Origin of the sequence: Paenibacillus sp. J22TS3 (assembly GCF_018403205.1) — a bacterium.
Taxonomy (GTDB): domain Bacteria; phylum Bacillota; class Bacilli; order Paenibacillales; family Paenibacillaceae; genus Fontibacillus; species Fontibacillus tuaregi.
On record NZ_BOSF01000007.1, the window covers coordinates 130805 to 146031 of the forward strand.

At 49.6% G+C, this 15227-nt stretch carries 18 protein-coding genes; 5 read left to right on the forward strand and 13 right to left on the reverse strand.

Features of this window, described 5'->3' with window-relative positions:
* Nucleotides 1-16: 16 nt before the first annotated feature.
* Genes KJS63_RS20505 through KJS63_RS20520 form a run of 4 tightly spaced genes read right to left on the reverse strand, consistent with a single transcriptional unit; the run spans nucleotide 17 to nucleotide 2636 of the window.
* A complete protein-coding gene (locus tag KJS63_RS20505; protein WP_213620828.1) occupies nucleotides 17-838 on the reverse strand; it encodes an SPL family radical SAM protein in 822 nt (273 codons plus the stop codon).
* Entirely contained in the window at nucleotides 825-1538 is a 714-nt protein-coding gene (locus KJS63_RS20510; RefSeq protein ID WP_213620944.1) for a 2OG-Fe(II) oxygenase, read from the reverse strand. Before KJS63_RS20510 ends, KJS63_RS20505 begins: the two co-directional genes overlap by 14 nt.
* Nucleotides 1531-2076 carry a methylated-DNA--[protein]-cysteine S-methyltransferase gene (locus KJS63_RS20515; RefSeq protein ID WP_213620829.1) on the reverse strand — a complete coding sequence of 182 codons (546 nt, stop codon included), beginning with the start codon at nucleotides 2074-2076 and terminating at the stop codon, nucleotides 1531-1533. Before KJS63_RS20515 ends, KJS63_RS20510 begins: the two co-directional genes overlap by 8 nt.
* Nucleotides 2073-2636, reverse strand: a complete 564-nt coding sequence (locus KJS63_RS20520; RefSeq protein ID WP_213620830.1) for a bifunctional transcriptional activator/DNA repair enzyme AdaA — start codon at nucleotides 2634-2636, stop codon at nucleotides 2073-2075. The genes KJS63_RS20515 and KJS63_RS20520 overlap by 4 nt, the downstream gene beginning before the upstream one ends.
* A gap of 315 nt (nucleotides 2637-2951) precedes the next feature.
* Between KJS63_RS20520 and KJS63_RS20525 the strand changes: the two genes are divergently transcribed.
* The 4 genes from KJS63_RS20525 to KJS63_RS20540 all read left to right on the forward strand — a co-directional run bounded on the left by KJS63_RS20525 (nucleotide 2952) and on the right by KJS63_RS20540 (nucleotide 5093).
* Complete coding sequence (locus tag KJS63_RS20525; protein ID WP_082926922.1) at nucleotides 2952-3083, forward strand: DUF4023 domain-containing protein; 132 nt, start codon at nucleotides 2952-2954, stop codon at nucleotides 3081-3083.
* Between the two features lie 293 nt (nucleotides 3084-3376).
* Nucleotides 3377-3961: an ATP-dependent Clp endopeptidase proteolytic subunit ClpP gene (gene clpP, locus KJS63_RS20530; protein ID WP_213620831.1), complete on the forward strand. Its 585-nt coding sequence runs from the start codon at nucleotides 3377-3379 to the stop codon at nucleotides 3959-3961.
* A gap of 16 nt (nucleotides 3962-3977) precedes the next feature.
* Nucleotides 3978-4184 (forward strand): hypothetical protein, encoded by a 207-nt coding sequence (locus KJS63_RS20535; RefSeq protein WP_213620832.1) that lies wholly within the window; start codon nucleotides 3978-3980, stop codon nucleotides 4182-4184.
* A gap of 477 nt (nucleotides 4185-4661) precedes the next feature.
* On the forward strand, nucleotides 4662-5093 hold the full coding sequence (locus KJS63_RS20540) for a MarR family winged helix-turn-helix transcriptional regulator (protein ID WP_213620833.1): 432 nt from the start codon (nucleotides 4662-4664) through the stop codon (nucleotides 5091-5093).
* Nucleotides 5094-5264: 171 nt separating this feature from the next.
* On the opposite strand, the gene KJS63_RS20545 is transcribed toward KJS63_RS20540, so the two are convergent.
* The 7 genes from KJS63_RS20545 to KJS63_RS20575 all read right to left on the reverse strand — a co-directional run bounded on the left by KJS63_RS20545 (nucleotide 5265) and on the right by KJS63_RS20575 (nucleotide 11523).
* Nucleotides 5265-5588 (reverse strand): AzlD domain-containing protein, encoded by a 324-nt coding sequence (locus KJS63_RS20545; RefSeq protein ID WP_213620834.1) that lies wholly within the window; start codon nucleotides 5586-5588, stop codon nucleotides 5265-5267.
* On the reverse strand, nucleotides 5579-6271 hold the full coding sequence (locus KJS63_RS20550; RefSeq protein ID WP_244862704.1) for an AzlC family ABC transporter permease: 693 nt from the start codon (nucleotides 6269-6271) through the stop codon (nucleotides 5579-5581). The genes KJS63_RS20545 and KJS63_RS20550 overlap by 10 nt, the downstream gene beginning before the upstream one ends.
* Before the next feature lie 144 nt (nucleotides 6272-6415).
* On the reverse strand, nucleotides 6416-6964 hold the full coding sequence (locus KJS63_RS20555) for a glutathione peroxidase (protein WP_213620835.1): 549 nt from the start codon (nucleotides 6962-6964) through the stop codon (nucleotides 6416-6418).
* 308 nt (nucleotides 6965-7272) lie between these two features.
* Nucleotides 7273-8121 carry a YheC/YheD family protein gene (locus KJS63_RS20560; protein ID WP_213620836.1) on the reverse strand — a complete coding sequence of 283 codons (849 nt, stop codon included), beginning with the start codon at nucleotides 8119-8121 and terminating at the stop codon, nucleotides 7273-7275.
* Nucleotides 8122-8335: 214 nt separating this feature from the next.
* Entirely contained in the window at nucleotides 8336-9226 is an 891-nt protein-coding gene (locus KJS63_RS20565; protein WP_244862705.1) for a carbohydrate ABC transporter permease, read from the reverse strand.
* Nucleotides 9226-10155, reverse strand: coding sequence for a carbohydrate ABC transporter permease (locus KJS63_RS20570; protein WP_068618699.1), 930 nt, complete (start codon nucleotides 10153-10155; stop codon nucleotides 9226-9228). Before KJS63_RS20570 ends, KJS63_RS20565 begins: the two co-directional genes overlap by 1 nt.
* 30 nt (nucleotides 10156-10185) lie before the next feature.
* The gene (locus tag KJS63_RS20575) at nucleotides 10186-11523 is read right to left on the reverse strand and encodes an ABC transporter substrate-binding protein (RefSeq protein ID WP_244862706.1); all 1338 of its coding nucleotides are present in this window, start codon (nucleotides 11521-11523) and stop codon (nucleotides 10186-10188) included.
* Between the two features lie 184 nt (nucleotides 11524-11707).
* On the opposite strand from KJS63_RS20575, the gene KJS63_RS20580 reads away from it, so the two are divergent.
* Nucleotides 11708-12898, forward strand: a complete 1191-nt coding sequence (locus KJS63_RS20580) for an MFS transporter (RefSeq protein WP_213620837.1) — start codon at nucleotides 11708-11710, stop codon at nucleotides 12896-12898.
* 133 nt (nucleotides 12899-13031) lie between these two features.
* On the opposite strand, the gene KJS63_RS20585 is transcribed toward KJS63_RS20580, so the two are convergent.
* The gene (locus KJS63_RS20585) at nucleotides 13032-14036 is read right to left on the reverse strand and encodes an NAD(+)/NADH kinase (RefSeq protein ID WP_213620838.1); all 1005 of its coding nucleotides are present in this window, start codon (nucleotides 14034-14036) and stop codon (nucleotides 13032-13034) included.
* Nucleotides 14037-14041: 5 nt separating this feature from the next.
* The gene (locus tag KJS63_RS20590; RefSeq protein WP_213620839.1) at nucleotides 14042-15085 is read right to left on the reverse strand and encodes an SPFH domain-containing protein; all 1044 of its coding nucleotides are present in this window, start codon (nucleotides 15083-15085) and stop codon (nucleotides 14042-14044) included.
* Nucleotides 15086-15227 lie beyond the last annotated feature (142 nt).

Here is a 15227-nt window from a genome sequence, read left to right on the forward strand (position 1 = left end):
ATCCCGTGTTGGCCTATCAAGGTGCAAATCCCTCCCGGCTAATCCGGATCTGTGCCTCATCGAAGGCTCCTAATAACCGTTCATACACGATGCGGTATGCGGATGGCCCGTACCAATCCTCCAAGCCCAGCTTCTCATATATAGAGCCTATGCCTAGTCCGCGAGTCCTTCTTCCCCCGCTTCCATCACCCATGAAGTAATCATCCAGACAAACCCGATCCACCACCGACCTTAGAACATCCGGAAAAGCATCACTGCTCGGAAGCACAGGTGCGATTGCAGCCTGAACCGGAACTCCAGATTTGGCCAGTTCACCAAGGGCTTTGAGCCTTGCAGGGATTGGAGGCGCAGATGGGCTGAACTGCTTCCGTATTTCGTCCAGGTCCGTCTCTATGGTCATGCTTATTCTTACGCGTTCTTTGAGCTTTAGGAACAAATCCAGATCGCGCTGGACCAGCGGACTGCGGGTCTGGACCAGCAGGAAGTCCGGCGGGTTTACAGCCATCACCTCAAGAAGAGATCGGGTTACCTTCTCCTGAACCTCAACTGGCTGATAAGGATCCGTGCTTGAGGACATGAAGATGGTCACTTTCCCTTTCGACTTGGCTCTTACAAGCTCTTTCTCAAGCAGGCCAGCCGCCTCTTTCTTAATGTCTACCCAGCTTCCCCATTCCTCACCCCGGAAGGTGGATACCGGCATTCCCCGCACATAACAATAAGCACATCCGAAGGAGCACCCGGTATAGGGATTCAGCGAATGCGTGTAATCCGCAAGAAAACCTGTTGCTTTGTTCAGCATGGTCTTGGGGTACTTATTCAGCAGTTTATAGGGCGTCATGAAAAATCACCCCCAAACTGTACCTCATACCGGCGGTGATCTCACTTACGCCATGCCGAAGTGTGGTTCTGTAGTATCCTTTTGTTCCAGATACAGGTCTATATTGGGTCGGAAAGATCAGTCCCTCTCCCCGGTTAAGGGTAACCACACGGCCCCGGCTCTGGGCTCTCGGCCGCGCCTCAACCAGAAGAAACTCACCGCCTTCATAATCCAGCCCATACTGGTTAAGGGCAAACACAACCTGGAAAGGGAAAAACACCTCCCCGTACAAATCCTGGTGCAGGCAGTTGTATCCACCGGCCTCGTATTTCAGTATTAGTGGTGTTGGACGAGTCTGGCCGTGCTGGTGACACCTTAGGATAAATTCATCCAGATTGGAGGGGTATCTAAACTCCTTCCCAAGCTGCTCATGCCACCGGTTGGCTGTCTTGGAGAGCTCTGGATAAAGACTTCTCCTTAATTCCTGAAGCCATGAGGGAAGCGGATCGCAGTAATACCTGTATTCTCCGTCCCCGTACCTGAACCTGCCCATATCGATCGTGCTGCGAAACAGCTCGTCCTGTTCATAGGTGCGGATGATGACATCACACCCTTCCTCATCCAGCAGAGCCGGCAGCTTGGCATACCCCTGCTCGTCAAGACTTCCCTGCAGCTTGTTCCAATCCAGTCTGGCAACCTGATCTGCAATTTTATTAGGCATGCCGTGTTCTATCTTCATCTGACCACCGCCGTTCAACTTCAAGCAGCCGGGTTTTCATCTGAAGTCCGCCCCGGTAGCCAGTCAGGCTGCCGTTCTTCCCAATCACCCGGTGGCAGGGGACGGAGATCAGGACAGGATTGGCTCCAATTGCAGCCCCAACTGCCCTTACCGCTCCTGGTCTTTGGATAGTCTCAGCGATCTCTGAGTACGAACAAGTCTTACCATAAGGAATTTGTCGCAGTGCGTTCCATACCTCAACCTGAAAAGGAGTGCCATGGAAATCAAGCGGGGCTAAGAACTGGGTACGTCTTCCCCGCAGATACTCTTTCATTTCATCAATATAGGGCTTCATATGCTGATCATTACACTCGATAGCAGCACCTGGGAATCGCCGGATGAGCCATGCGGCCATCTCCTCATAAGGCATGTTCTCCGATCCCACATAACACAGACCTTGAGGTGTTGCCGCCATATAGAACTGCCATTCTTCATCCTCAAACAGGGTCCAATAGATGGTGTTCGCCGCTGCTGTTTTCATATTGGTTCCTCCATAAGCTCCAGTTTATATTTCTGCCGATACTCGGCAGGTGAATAACCCGTTATTTTTTTAAATAATGTGATGAAATACGGGGCGCTCGGAATGCCTACAGAATAAGCCACCTCATGTACAGGCAAAGTCGTCTGCATCAGAATCTCTTTGGCTTTTCCAACCCGATAACTCTGTATATATTCAACGGGTGTAACGCCCGTAATGCGCTTGAATGTCCGATGGAGATGATAAGGGCTACCATGACACATATCGGCCAACATATGGAGAGTCAACTTCTCCTTATAATGCGACTGAATACAAGTTGTGATCTGCTCCACCCAGTCCTCGTCGGGCAGCCGCTCCCCCGTGGGCTTGCAGCGCTTGCAGGGGCGGAAATCCTCCCTTAGCGCCTCATTCGCACTTCTGAAGATTCGGACATTGCCCCGGTTCGGCACGCGGGATTTACAGGACGGTCTACAGAATATACCTGTGGTCTTCACCGCATAGAAGAACTGCTCATCGTAGGCGGCATCATTGCTGGTTATCGCCGTCCAGTACTCATCCTTCATCTAGATCCCTCCTTGCCCTATTAGCATTGTGGCCACTATACATAGTATACCCTTTGCTGCGGATTTCAGGGAGGATTCCAGGATGTAATAGCAAGATTACGAAATACCGCACCTCATCTTAGCACTCGTTTAGATGGGGTAGGAATATCGTCAAATTCGAGTAGATTCCAATGAGCGGATGAAACCAGAATTCCGCATCCGCAAGCATATGCTGTAGCAAATATAGTTACACTTCTTTTTATTCCGGTGCATTTCATGAACTTCCCTTTCTTTGGTTATAGTAACAAGGATATTAACTCTAAGGAGGCACAAAGGATGTCTGAAAGCACGCACGAATTCGTGGAGAAGGTCCACGACAATCAGAAAAAGGCGGAGAAGAATAAGCACCGGGCCAAGGGAAATCCGGGTTCACAGCTGCCCAATAAGCAGCACAGCACCAACAAGTAATACACAAGCCATGCAGACCATGTCCCTCGGGCCATGGTCTTGCTGTTCTTGCTTCTTCATCTTTCTTAATAAATTGCTGCAAGTATGATGGTCACTCTTCATGCCAGGTTTCCCCAAGCCATTTCGGGCCAGCTTCTTCCTAATTACTGTGCCATTTCCCCCAATATTTCAAATTCATCTGAGACCCGGCTTCATTCAAGTCCGTATCCCCATCATCACACCGTATCCTTTTGCCGCATTGGTTCGTGTACAGATCGTAAACCATTTTGCACAAACCAACGGAGGTGCCTGAAATGAGTCATTTTGTCCCCTATGTTGTAGAACAGTCCAGCCGGGGTGAAAGAAGCTATGATATTTATTCACGGCTGCTTAAGGACCGGATTATCTTTGCCGGCTCCGCCATTGACGACCAACTTGCCAATAGCATTACAGCCCAGCTGCTGTTCTTATCGGCGGAAGATCCTGAGAAGGATATATTTATGTATATTAACAGCCCGGGAGGCTCCACCTCAGCCGGGTTCGGGATCTATGACACCATGCAGTATATCAAGCCGGATATTCAGACAATATGTACGGGATTTGCCGCTTCCTTCGGCTCCCTTCTTCTGCTTGCCGGGACCAAAGGGAAGCGGTTCGCTCTACCAAACAGCGAAATTATGATCCACCAGCCCCACGGAGGAGCCCAGGGACAGGCCAGCGACATTGCGATCAGTGCGAAGCGGATTCTCCAAATCCGGGAAAAAATCGTTCAAATTACCTCGGACCGAACCGGCCAGCCATATGACAAGGTTGAGCGGGACATGGATCGGGATTACTTCATGTCAGCGCAGGAAGCTCTGGAATACGGAATTATTGACAAAGTCATTACATCGATTTAGACCAGGAGGTGATTTGATGTTAAACCATTTGCTTAACAAAGAAGTGACCATACATTTTCTTGATGGTTCCTGTGTAAGAGGCGGTATTCTCGAAGCCATTGAAGAGAACTATATCAACTACGCTGATGAATATCAGTCCTTGTACATTCCCGTTACCTCCATCCGGTCCATCAGTATTGACACCAAGGAGCGCCAGCGCCCACGTGTGGGCTTTGCCCAGTAACCATTGGGCCCCAGGGGACCGGCCCAAAAGCAAGCAATCTTACAGCAGAATGTACGGCTTTTTTGAAAAAAAGTAAACAAAGCGCCAGCCCAAGGGGACTGGCGCTTTGCTATTGTGGCCTTCTACATGCTTTACCGACACAGCATATTGCAGCATTTCCTCATATACCTCATTCCAGCCTTGATGGTATTTGCCTGCGTCTTCCGGTTTAACAATATCCGCCCACCAGACTCATAACCGGCATCTTGTCTTCCCCAACTTAGACGGACCCTGGTTACTCCCTAGTTCACGTCAATTCCTGTCATGATTTGCTTCAGCTCCTGTTCGGATGAATTTGAACATCATGTGGTTGAATAGTAAATATCTTAGTGATATTATTATCGATAACATTGTATGTTAGCCTAATATTTCTATTACCCATTTTCATATTACCAGCAAGATTTCATACTTCTATGCACTGTGAGGAGCTTTTTATTTATGAACCGTAATGAACTATTAAAAGAGTTATCCCGGCTGTACAATGACCATTATCAAATGTGGCAGCAGGAATGGAATAAGCGTCATACCTATGGGCTTTCGCGCAACCACGAACTTATTCTGGAGCTTCTGGATAAGGAGGGCCCACTTAATCCCTCCAAATTAGCCGCGGTTCTAAAGGTGACCACCGGGGGAGTCACAGGTCTCGCCGATAAGCTGGTCAAGGCCGGTTACATTCAGCGCATCCGCGATGAAGAAGACCGCCGTGCCGTTCATCTGGCCATCACAGACGCCGGAAGGGCACTTGCTCATCAGACCCGGAGCCATGGCCGCGCCCAGTTCGCCCATTTTTTTGATATGCTGACAGATGAGGAGCTTACCCAGCTAATTACTTTGTACCAGAAGCTGGTTAAGGTAAACAAAAATTCCTGACATGAAGAGAGACCGGCTAACTCTGGCCGGTCTCTTCCCAATTCCTTGCAGCAACAACCAATCCCTGCACCTTCCCCTACCAACTCCCGCCAGGCCAAATATGCTCAACCGGACTAAACAGCCATTTAAATATTTCTAAATAAACCGGAAGAGTGCAACCACAGCCAGGGTCTACGCCAGAAGGCGGAGAACCATAGCAAATATACAACCCAGGATTACCGTCCACAGCAGATTCCGGGTTTTGAAAGCAACAATAAATGTGAGCACGCCTGCAGCCAGATCCAGATGTTCATGAAGACTAAAGCCAGCTTCCGCATGAATAAGCTCCTGTCCCACCAAGGCGGCCATCACCGCAATTGGAATGTGTCCCAGCCATCTCAGAAGCGGCTCTGGCAAATCAATCCGGCTTAACAGCACAAGCGGAATTACCCTGGGAAGCGCCGTAACCAGGGAACAGGCTGCGATCAGCACAAAAATATCCCATCTTATCTCCATCTCTCAATCACCGTCCCCACTGTTGCCGCTGTGAGTGTCGCCGCAATGACACCTGCGCTCTGAGATAACCAAATTCCACAAATAACCCCCACGATCACCGCAGTTAATCCTACCACAAGATCGACCTTATACCTCTTCCGATGAACGATCTGCAGCACCAACAAGCCGATAAACATCGCCGGAAGCGCAAAATCTAGTCCAAGCTTCTCAGGGTCCTTAATCCATTCCCCCAAATAGGCACCGGCTAGATTTGCAGCAATCCAGTTCAAATATGCGGTAAGATTCAGGCCCTGCATCCAGCTGTGGTTTAACTGCTTGGTCTGAGAGGCGTGAGCGGAAGCCACCCCAAACGTCTCATCGGTAAGCAGCGTACCGATTAAGGCATTCTTAATTGGCGATAGATGCCGGAAATACGGGGATAAGGCAGCGCTCAGAAGAAGATGCCTTAGGTTCACGAAGAACACGGTAGCCACAATACCTGCCGTAGAACTCCCCGCTCCTATCATGCCCGCGAAGATGAACTGCGCTGAGCCCGCATACACCATTACACTCAGAAGACCGACCTCCATCATGCTAAGACCAGCCGTCTTCTCAATAATTCCTGCCGCAAAGCCAATGCTCAAATAGCCTAGTAATGTAGGGACACAGTCCTTGACTCCGCGGATAAATTGCTCTCTGTTCACTGGTTCCTAACTCCTGTCTATCTATTTAGTACCGACAAAATTCAATTATACCACTCCGCACGGGATTCTGGGTTATACCAGTTGAACGGGATACTAAAAGCCTCTGCCAAGGCAGAGGCTTTAGAATGATAGACTGCATTAAATTCAAGCGAGAAGTTCCTCGATATCCTGCTCCATATCAAGCGGGTCCGTAGTAGCTTCAAATCTCTTTACAACCTCACCACTCGAGTTAATGAGAAACTTGGTGAAGTTCCATTTAATCGAATCCCCTTCCATATATTCCGGATGCTTCTCCTGAATCACAGCCATCAAGAGCTTCGCCACAGAATGTTGGTGGTTGAAACCTTCAAATGGCTTGGAGCCAGCCAGATATTTGAACAGAGGATGGGCTTCATCTCCACGCACATCGATCTTCTGAAACATTGGGAAATTCACCCCATAATTTAGGGTGCAGAAAGTATTAATCTCGTCATTACTCCCCGGCTCCTGGTCGGCGAACTGGTTCGAAGGGAATCCGAGGATTAAGAAATTTTTGTCCTTGTACCGGTCATACAGCTTCTGTAAATCTTCATACTGAAAGGTAAATCCGCACTGGCTCGCCGTATTGACAATCAACAAAGTCTTACCACGATAAGCTTCCAAAGAAATTTCTTTTCCATTCATTGCTTTAGCAGAGAAATTATATATACTCATCTTTGGTTATCCCCTTACAATATGTTTGTAATGTTATAGGGTTGATGGTAACAAATTAAAAGACTAATGGCCAGCCAAAATCTTGATTAATTTCCATGGAGGTTACAGATTTCAATTCAAATTCATAGTCTTATCTAATTGTAATTTCTACCAGGTGCTGCTCCAACGAATGATGTGGCACTGTTTAATCGAAGGGGCTCTTAAGTTAGTTGTCTACAGTAGACAGCCTGCTTCTCCAATATGCCAAGCAAAATAAATAAGGCTCCGAATGGAGCCTTATTTATTTTGTACGGGGCAGTCTACATAGGCTATCTTCGAAGCTTCATTCGGCGGCCTATGGGCGAATAGACTTTAGAGTGCCGGCCCCTCCTACGGGTTGGGATGGAAGCCCGTTTTACCGGTGCTGTAAATCTGGATGCAATGATATGTTCCCTTCGTATAATGGTCTGATACATGCTGCGGTCCCTCAAGTGCTTAAACAGCTCAAAGCCCGGTCTTGTATTCGCTTCAATAATCCAGATCCGTCCACTCTTGTCCAGTGCCAGGTCGATGCCAAGAATACGGATACCCGGAAATGCCTGGTCAAGCGCTCTCGCCGCCCCGTAGGACACTTGGTCAATCTTCCTCAGGGATGTTTTGACCTTTGCAGAGTTGTGATGGTGGATGGCATTTAGGACAGCCTCCAGAGCTACCGGTCTCCCTCCCTGACTGTAATTCGTCAGGAACCTTCCCTTCGCACCGGCCCGGACGATTCTACCCGAGATATGCCACTTTGAATCCGGTTTCTGCATATATACCCGAATATCTATGAGCCTGTTCTTATACCGTGCAAGCGGAATCCCCTGCTGGATGATATATGATCTTCCCCGGTGCATACGCCCTCTGAGCGCATCCGCGGTGGAACGTTCCCTCACTCTCATACTTCTTAAATCCCATCCGATATCAACGATACCTTTTCCGGCCCTCTTTACCCTAATGATACCGACCCCTTGGCTTCCGTTGTCCGGTTTTACAAAAACCGACGGATAACGAAGCAGCATTCTTCGCAGATGATGCGGGTGATATCCGTGTGTCTCGGGAAGATGAGGGTGAAGAACCCTGGATCTCTGCATAGCGCGGGCTTTGAGCAGCTTGCTCTTGACCTTACGAAACGGCATTTCTCCATCTCCTCGTGTGTGAATTGATAGTAATATATGTTGAGGTGTGGAATGCCCGCCATGTATATCCGCCTTTATCAGCATGGGAATTTCGTATCTCCTGTAACGTCTTACTTTCCTCAACTTGAGTGTCTTACTTGAGTGTCTTATTCGGTGTTTTCCCTGCTTGTCGCTCTAAACTAGCTATTCGCTCCCTAGTCCACCTGTGTGAACATTACCCCTTCGTCCCCGCCGTAATATTCATGCCTTCAATGAAATACTTCTGGAAGAAAAAGAACAGGAGAACGACGGGCAGCAGAACAATCACCGAGCCTGCCATCAGATAGTGCCACTGGGTTGATTCGGTTCCTTTAAAAGTCTGCAGACCAATCTGCAGATTGAACAAGGACTCCGAATTGATATAGATCAGTGGGCCGGTCAGGTCATTCCAAGCTCCCTGGAAGGTCATAATCGCCACGGTGGCTATCACCGGCATGGACAAAGGCAGCATGAGCCTCCACCATATGCGGAAGTGGCTTGCCCCATCCACCTTACCCGCTTCAATCAGCTCATTCGGAATCGTCATGAAGAACTGGCGGATCAGAAAGATCTGAAAGGCGCTTCCGAAGAAGCCGGGTACGGTCAATGGATAATACGTGTTAATCCAGGACAGCTTGGAGAACAGAATATATTGCGGAATGAGTGTAACAAAGCTTGGAATCATCATCGTACCGAGCATGATAGAGAAGAGCAGTTTTTTGCCCGGAAACCTGATTTTGGCGAATCCATAGGCCACAAACGTATTGGACAGCACATGGGAAAAGACCCCGATGCCTGCAAGCAGCAGCGTATTGAGCGTATACCGGGCGAAGTTCCCCTTCTCCCAAGCATGACGGTAATTCTCTAAATGAACCTCCTTGGGGAATAAGGTTGGCGGATAGGACATAATCTCCTGCATGGACTTCAGTGACGTGGAAATCATCCAGAAGAGCGGTGTCAGAAGCAGCAGACCTATCGCCGTCATGAACAGAAACAGCAGGATGGACATTCCCTTGCTGCGCATGGCCCCGGGTGATTGTTTAACCTCGCTGATACTTCCGTGCCTTCGTGAAGCTACCAGACTCATTACTGGTCCCCCCCTTCATAGTGCACCCACAATCTGGACAAGATCAGATTCACCAGGGTGAGCGCCAGTACAATCAAGAACAGGAACCAGGCCATCGCCATCGCGTAACCCATGTCAAACACTTTGAAAGCTTTCAGAAACATGTGCAGATTGTAAAAGAGCAGCGAGTTCATCGGCGCGCCCGGCTCGTTGTTATACCCCATCACATAACCTTCCTGGAAGATTTGAAATCCTCCGATCATCCCTGTTACGATCTCAAAGAAAATAACCGGAGTAATCATCGGCAGGGTAACATGCCAGAACTTGCGGAACCGGCCTGCCCCGTCCAGTTCAGCCGCTTCGTACAGCCGTTTCGGAACGGACTGGAGACTTGCGAGATAGAGCAGCATCATGCCTCCCGCTCCCCATATTTTCATAAGAATCACAGCGTTCTTCGTCCAAGCCGGGTCAGTCAGCCAAGCCGGTCCATCCACACCGACCCAGCCAAGCATGAGATTCACAAGTCCCGCGCTCGGGGACAGCAGCATCATCCAAAGCACATATACGCCTACACCCGACAGAATGGACGGCAAATAGAAGACTGTGCGGAATATCCGGATACCGGCAACCTTGCGGTTCAGCACAACGGCCAGCAGCAGACCACCCGCTGTCTGCAGAGGCACACTAATAATTACATAATAGAATGTATTCCAGAGCGATTTCCAAAACAGCGGATCATGACTAAACATCGTTTCATAATTCCGCAGTCCGATCCAATTCATTCTTGAAGTAATATCATAATTGGTAAAACTGGCATATAGGGAGAACAGCATGGGACCTGCTGTGAACAGCAGAAACCCTGCAATCCATGGACTTGCAAATATATATCCCTGCCAGGCTTCCCTGCGGCTGAGAGCACTGCCGCGATAGCGTAGTGCGGTACGGGCCATGCTGCCCACCTTCTTTCTGGGATAGACCTTTTATTTATTGTTGGAAATCAGCTTCTCGACATCCGCCTGGGCTTGATTCAGCCCCTCCTGAACCGATTTCTGGCCAAGCATAATCGCGTCACGCTGCGGATTGATCAGATTGATATAATCAGGCGCACTCAGCGGATTAGGAGTAATTTTAGTCACAGCCAAATTGTCTACAGAAGCTTTATACACGGCATTCTTCTGCAGCTCCGGATTGTTGGAGGCTTCTTTATTAGCCACATTATCGAAGTTCTTCTCAGCCCAATAGGTTTGAGCCTGCACATCCGTCATGTATTTAAGAAACTCCCAGGCTTCATCCGGATGCTTGGAGCCATACGGAATCTCAATGACAAATCCGCCCCCGACGCTGTAATGTCCAGCGCCTTCCTTGGTCTCCGGCAGCGGCGCTACCCCGAAGTTCATATTCTGGCCGTAATCCCGAATCTGCGTATAGAAATTGGTTACATCCGTCCAAATAGATACCTTGCCGGCAATAAACGGGTTCGCCTGCTTGCTGCCGAAGTCAGCTTTGAAGGCATCAATATTGCTCTGACCAAGACGTTTGGCGTTGTTCAGAATGTACTGCATGGCCTCCGCCTTTGCCGGTGCGTTAACCACCGGATTGCCGTTGTCGTCGAAGAAATTGCGTCCCCCGTCGAAATTCAGCTGCAGCAAGTTCCAGTCCGAGTTGAACTGCGGGGAGTATCCGATATGGGTGTACTTATCCCCACTCTTCTTATCCAGCTTGGCTGCAGTCTTCTCGAGTTCATCCCAAGTGTCCGGGAATTTCTCTGGATCAAGACCCGCTGCCTTGAAGTCATCCTTGTTATAGAACATCATCCGGGTATCCGTGTTGAACGGAAGCCCATATGGCTTGTTCTGGTACAGAACAGTCTTCCATAGTTCAGGGAAGAAGCGGTCCTTCACCTTGTCCCGCTCGACGTATTTGGATAAATCAGTTGCCTGCTTCTTGCTGGCACGCTGTTGAACTGTATTAATGTCATTCATCATAATATCTGGAGGATTACCGGCACTGACAGCCGCCAGTTCTTTAGTGAAAATATCCGAGTAGGGATAATAGCTGTGTTTCACGAAAATTTTGTCCTGTGACTTATTGAAATCGTCCACCAGCTTCTCAATGATCGGTCTACGGGTCTCCGATCCCCACCATGTCCAATAATTGAGCACCACTTTCCCGTCAGTGGATGTGCCCGCATCCGTCTGTGAGGCTGCACCTGCCGGCCCGCCGGACGTTCCCCCGGAGCATGCGGCCAGGATCGAAAGGCTGCACAGAATGGCAAGCAGCTTGACCCAAGACTGATTTGATTTTTCCTTTTTCATCATGTATCCCCCTAGGCAGTAGTTTGTTTCTTCCCATTACTTAACCAAGCAAGGTCGAAATGCATCATTTTTTGTATTTATTTAAAAAAACACAGCCGCTTTTATTCACTTCCAGACCATGAATTCCGATGTAAAACAAAGCATTCGAATTTACATGTATCAACTTTTACCTCCGGGAGATGACAGCTTGAAAGCCGAAACAAGGATTTACCTCGATGCCGTCCTTCAAAATATGAAAAATATTTTGTTCTTCATGTTCCTGCCCATTCTGATTGCCCGTATGGGAGCTTCGCCACTTCAAATCACATTATCCACGTCGCTGCCGCCTCTAATGTCGGCTCTTTCCGTAGTGTTCGTCACCCGGCTGCTGCCGTGTACGTTCAAGGTATATTACTCGGCAGGCATTATCCGCCAGCTTGCTTTTCTATGTATTGCCTTCGCCGTGCTTCTGCCCCATTCCATTACCTGGATTCTTCTGTTCTGGTCGATCAACTGTATCGTGGTGATGATCCTGAATGTCCAGCAGCATTCCTTGATCAAGCACAACGTGGAAGAGGCGAAGATGTCCTCCTTATTTGGAAACATCCGTATTATCGCCATTGGTGTCACTATGGTCTGCTCCTACAGCGCCAGTACACTACTGGACCGCTTTGACAGCATTTTTCCATATAACTATTTCGTCTGTATGATCCTTGGGGCAGTCTGCACCTTCACCGGGATGAATCTAATGGCCCGCCTGGCGCCAAGAGAATCCAAGAGGATCAGCTTCCGCTGGAAACGCCCGCTTCAGAAACCGACCCCGTTCTTGATGCTAGTGGGTCTCATGGCTGTAGGAAGCGCCCTGCCTGGCTCGCTCTGGGTGATCTATCATGTGAACGTGTTGCACTTCAGCAATATGCAGATTGCCTTATTCTCCATCTGTTCTGGTGCGGTATCTGCGGTGTGCATCCCGTTAGGACGCCGGTGGATCAAGCGATTCGGTTACAAGAACACTCTGCTGACGGGGTATGCCCTGCTGATGTGCACCGTCTGTTTGTACGGCCTGTCCCACACCTATGCAGTTCTGCTCGGCCTTCAAATCGTGCGCGATTTGATCGGAAGCTTCACCGGGATTGCCCAAGAGACTTTATCCATTGAAGAATCCAAGAAGCATGAGGATGAGGCGGGTTTCTTCTCCGATGTTGCTCTGCTTAACAATCTGGGTGGCGCACTTGGGCCTTTTGCCGGGATGTTCCTGTACAAGCTGTTTAGTATCCAGACCTGCTTCATGCTTCTGGGAGCCGTAGCTCTTCTGCCGGCAGCCTGGTTCGTATTCCGGATGAATGAGAAGAAAACGTCAGAAGGCTCCCCTGTTGAAATGATTCCGGCTGTGAAATAAGGGCGCAAAATAAAAAGGAGAGGACACAGCGCCGTGTCTTCTCCTTTCTTCATATACTCCAAAATGAAATCGGCCAGGCCCGCCGGGGAATCGTTAATCCACCAACCCTTGCTACTACCTCATTTATTGTCTTCTATACTACCAGGCGTCCCTTCTTATCCGCCAGACGGATGACCGCCTCGACCCCTGAATTAAATTCCAGATAGTCACTTTCAATTCCATCACTAAAAATCACGCCATCTTCCGGCATCTGGGATACGATACGCAGCGGACTTCCTTCTTCAATTCTGCCGAACACCAGATTTGCCGCCGTAGTTCTGCTGGGGAAAGGTTCCCTCACGGTATAATAGAGATGGCGTGAATCCCAGGAGGCACGGGCTTGATCCGCTGCTTCAGCCTCCCTTTGTCCGCCTGGAGGCTCTTGCTCCTCCCGGTGAATATCTTCCACAGCCAGCTTCAAAGGCTGATGAGTCGCCCGGCTGACAATGCCTGCTGCGCCGGCAAGTACGCTCTTGAGCCAGCCGGTCGAGCCGAGTCCGGTCGAGATAATCACACCGCTGGACGACTGCTGCTCCGCCGCTTCATTCAGCCTAAGCTCATACCGTGCGGATACATGTGTACGCCGCCCGACAAACAAGTCGTTCACCCCGTAAAGATACTGGCCGTCATTGAGCTCAGCCTTGGCCAAGGTCACCTCCTGTATGGTCCGTCTGGCGTAAATTACATCCCTAATAATCAGCTTAAGATCGCGCACAGAAAAGGGCAGCAGCACCCCATCCCATCTGTGCGGGTCAGGGTTCACCCCGATCAGCGGCTGACTCTCCGTATATTTCAGCGTATTGGCTACTAATCCATCCGGACCAAGCACAACGATAATATCCTGCTCGCCGAAGATGAAATTCGGCACATGGTCCCGGTCCAGAATCTGCACCCGGCCCACATCCGAGAGCAAACCGGCTGCTTCGGCCAGAGCTTCCCGGTAGACCTTGTCTTCCCGGGTATAATCGCTGAAATCCGCGCCAAGCCGCTCAATATAGAACTCTGCTTGTTGTACAGTATTGTATCGTACAACCAAATCTTCAAGCCGGGTCCGTCGTTTAATTAAGACGATCTTGCGTTCAGTTAACGGCTGGTTCATCGCCATCATCTCCTCTGGTCTGCGTTCCTCCCGCCGGCCGAACCGGCCATAATTCCCTGCAGGAGATCAGGTGTAATATTCAGCTGGCCGATCTTGCCAGCATTCTCTGCCAGCTCCTGGAAGGCGATCGCAATCAGCTTATCCGGCTTCATCCCGATATTAGCCAAGGATTGCAGCACACTTGGCTGGACTTCCTGAAGCGACTTCATCACCACAGTAAGCTCATACGCCTTGGCATCCGCTTCGGCTCTCTGGTTGGCGGCAGTCAGATTAATCAATTCCTGTCTTTTCTCTTCAAGCTCCGTATCGAACCTTAGCTGTTCCTCTTGCATCTCATTCTGCTTCTGTCTCATCGACCGCTCGGCTTCAAGCTGGGTTTCCTGGATCTGGCGCCTTTTCATCTCAATCGCGATCTCTGTATTCAGCTCGTTCTCCTTCACACGCCGCTCCTGCTCGATCGAAGCGTTCCGCCGTTCATATAGGGCCACATCGGCACTTCTCAATATCTCTTCCCTTGCCTGCGCCTCAAGAGCTCGAATCGTCTCACGGTTCGGGAGAATAGCCAGAATCGACAGGCCCATAAGCTCGATCCCCAGCTGGGCAATCTCTTCGTTGCCGCGGATTTCCCGCGTCACATTCTGGGCCAGCCGCTCACTGGCCTGAACCGCTTCCTTCAGCGGCATTTGCTCCAGGTGCTTCTTCGTCAGGACCTTCGCTGTATTAATCACACGCTGCGCGAGCTTGGCGGGATCATCGGAAATGTATGCATGGCTGCGAAGATCATAGGTATAATTCAGAACCTCCGTAATTTTACGGTAATCGGTGATCCGGTAGGTCAGCTGTCCTTGAACCGTGACCGTTTGGTAATCCCTTGTAATCTCCTCGAACATGAACGGCACGTCGATCGACGATACGGGAACCACCACCACTGAGGTTGTAGGCGCATAATAGTAAAAGGATAGGCCGACTCCTTCCTTAACCACTCTGCCATTTCTTACTTTCATCACATAGTCACTTGGTTGAAACTTTACGTATTTGTATCCGAACATATCTCCAGCCTCGCTTTCCTAAAGGTATGGGTGATACTCGAACAAGGGAGAATTCTCGGAGCAAAAGGGAGCCGGAAATGCTATCTTCACTCTGCCCGGACGGTTAAGGTCAAATAAACCCTCCGCTTCTTGTTAGTATCAT

Bases quoted from the DNA above. Each gene is read 5' to 3' on its own strand.
- KJS63_RS20505 (WP_213620828.1), bottom strand. From the start codon at position 838: ATGACGCCCTATAAACTGCTGAATAAGTACCCCAAGACCATGCTGAAC.
- KJS63_RS20510 (WP_213620944.1), bottom strand. From the start codon at position 1,538: ATGCCTAATAAAATTGCAGATCAGGTTGCCAGACTGGATTGGAACAAG.
- KJS63_RS20515 (WP_213620829.1), bottom strand. From the start codon at position 2,076: ATGAAAACAGCAGCGGCGAACACCATCTATTGGACCCTGTTTGAGGAT.
- KJS63_RS20520 (WP_213620830.1), bottom strand. From the start codon at position 2,636: ATGAAGGATGAGTACTGGACGGCGATAACCAGCAATGATGCCGCCTAC.
- KJS63_RS20525 (WP_082926922.1), top strand. From the start codon at position 2,952: ATGTCTGAAAGCACGCACGAATTCGTGGAGAAGGTCCACGACAATCAG.
- clpP (WP_213620831.1), top strand. From the start codon at position 3,377: ATGAGTCATTTTGTCCCCTATGTTGTAGAACAGTCCAGCCGGGGTGAA.
- KJS63_RS20535 (WP_213620832.1), top strand. From the start codon at position 3,978: ATGTTAAACCATTTGCTTAACAAAGAAGTGACCATACATTTTCTTGAT.
- KJS63_RS20540 (WP_213620833.1), top strand. From the start codon at position 4,662: ATGAACCGTAATGAACTATTAAAAGAGTTATCCCGGCTGTACAATGAC.
- KJS63_RS20545 (WP_213620834.1), bottom strand. From the start codon at position 5,588: ATGGAGATAAGATGGGATATTTTTGTGCTGATCGCAGCCTGTTCCCTG.
- KJS63_RS20555 (WP_213620835.1), bottom strand. From the start codon at position 6,964: ATGAGTATATATAATTTCTCTGCTAAAGCAATGAATGGAAAAGAAATT.
- KJS63_RS20560 (WP_213620836.1), bottom strand. From the start codon at position 8,121: ATGCCGTTTCGTAAGGTCAAGAGCAAGCTGCTCAAAGCCCGCGCTATG.
- KJS63_RS20565 (WP_244862705.1), bottom strand. From the start codon at position 9,226: ATGAGTCTGGTAGCTTCACGAAGGCACGGAAGTATCAGCGAGGTTAAA.
- KJS63_RS20570 (WP_068618699.1), bottom strand. From the start codon at position 10,155: ATGGCCCGTACCGCACTACGCTATCGCGGCAGTGCTCTCAGCCGCAGG.
- KJS63_RS20575 (WP_244862706.1), bottom strand. From the start codon at position 11,523: ATGATGAAAAAGGAAAAATCAAATCAGTCTTGGGTCAAGCTGCTTGCC.
- KJS63_RS20585 (WP_213620838.1), bottom strand. From the start codon at position 14,036: ATGAACCAGCCGTTAACTGAACGCAAGATCGTCTTAATTAAACGACGG.
- KJS63_RS20590 (WP_213620839.1), bottom strand. From the start codon at position 15,085: ATGTTCGGATACAAATACGTAAAGTTTCAACCAAGTGACTATGTGATG.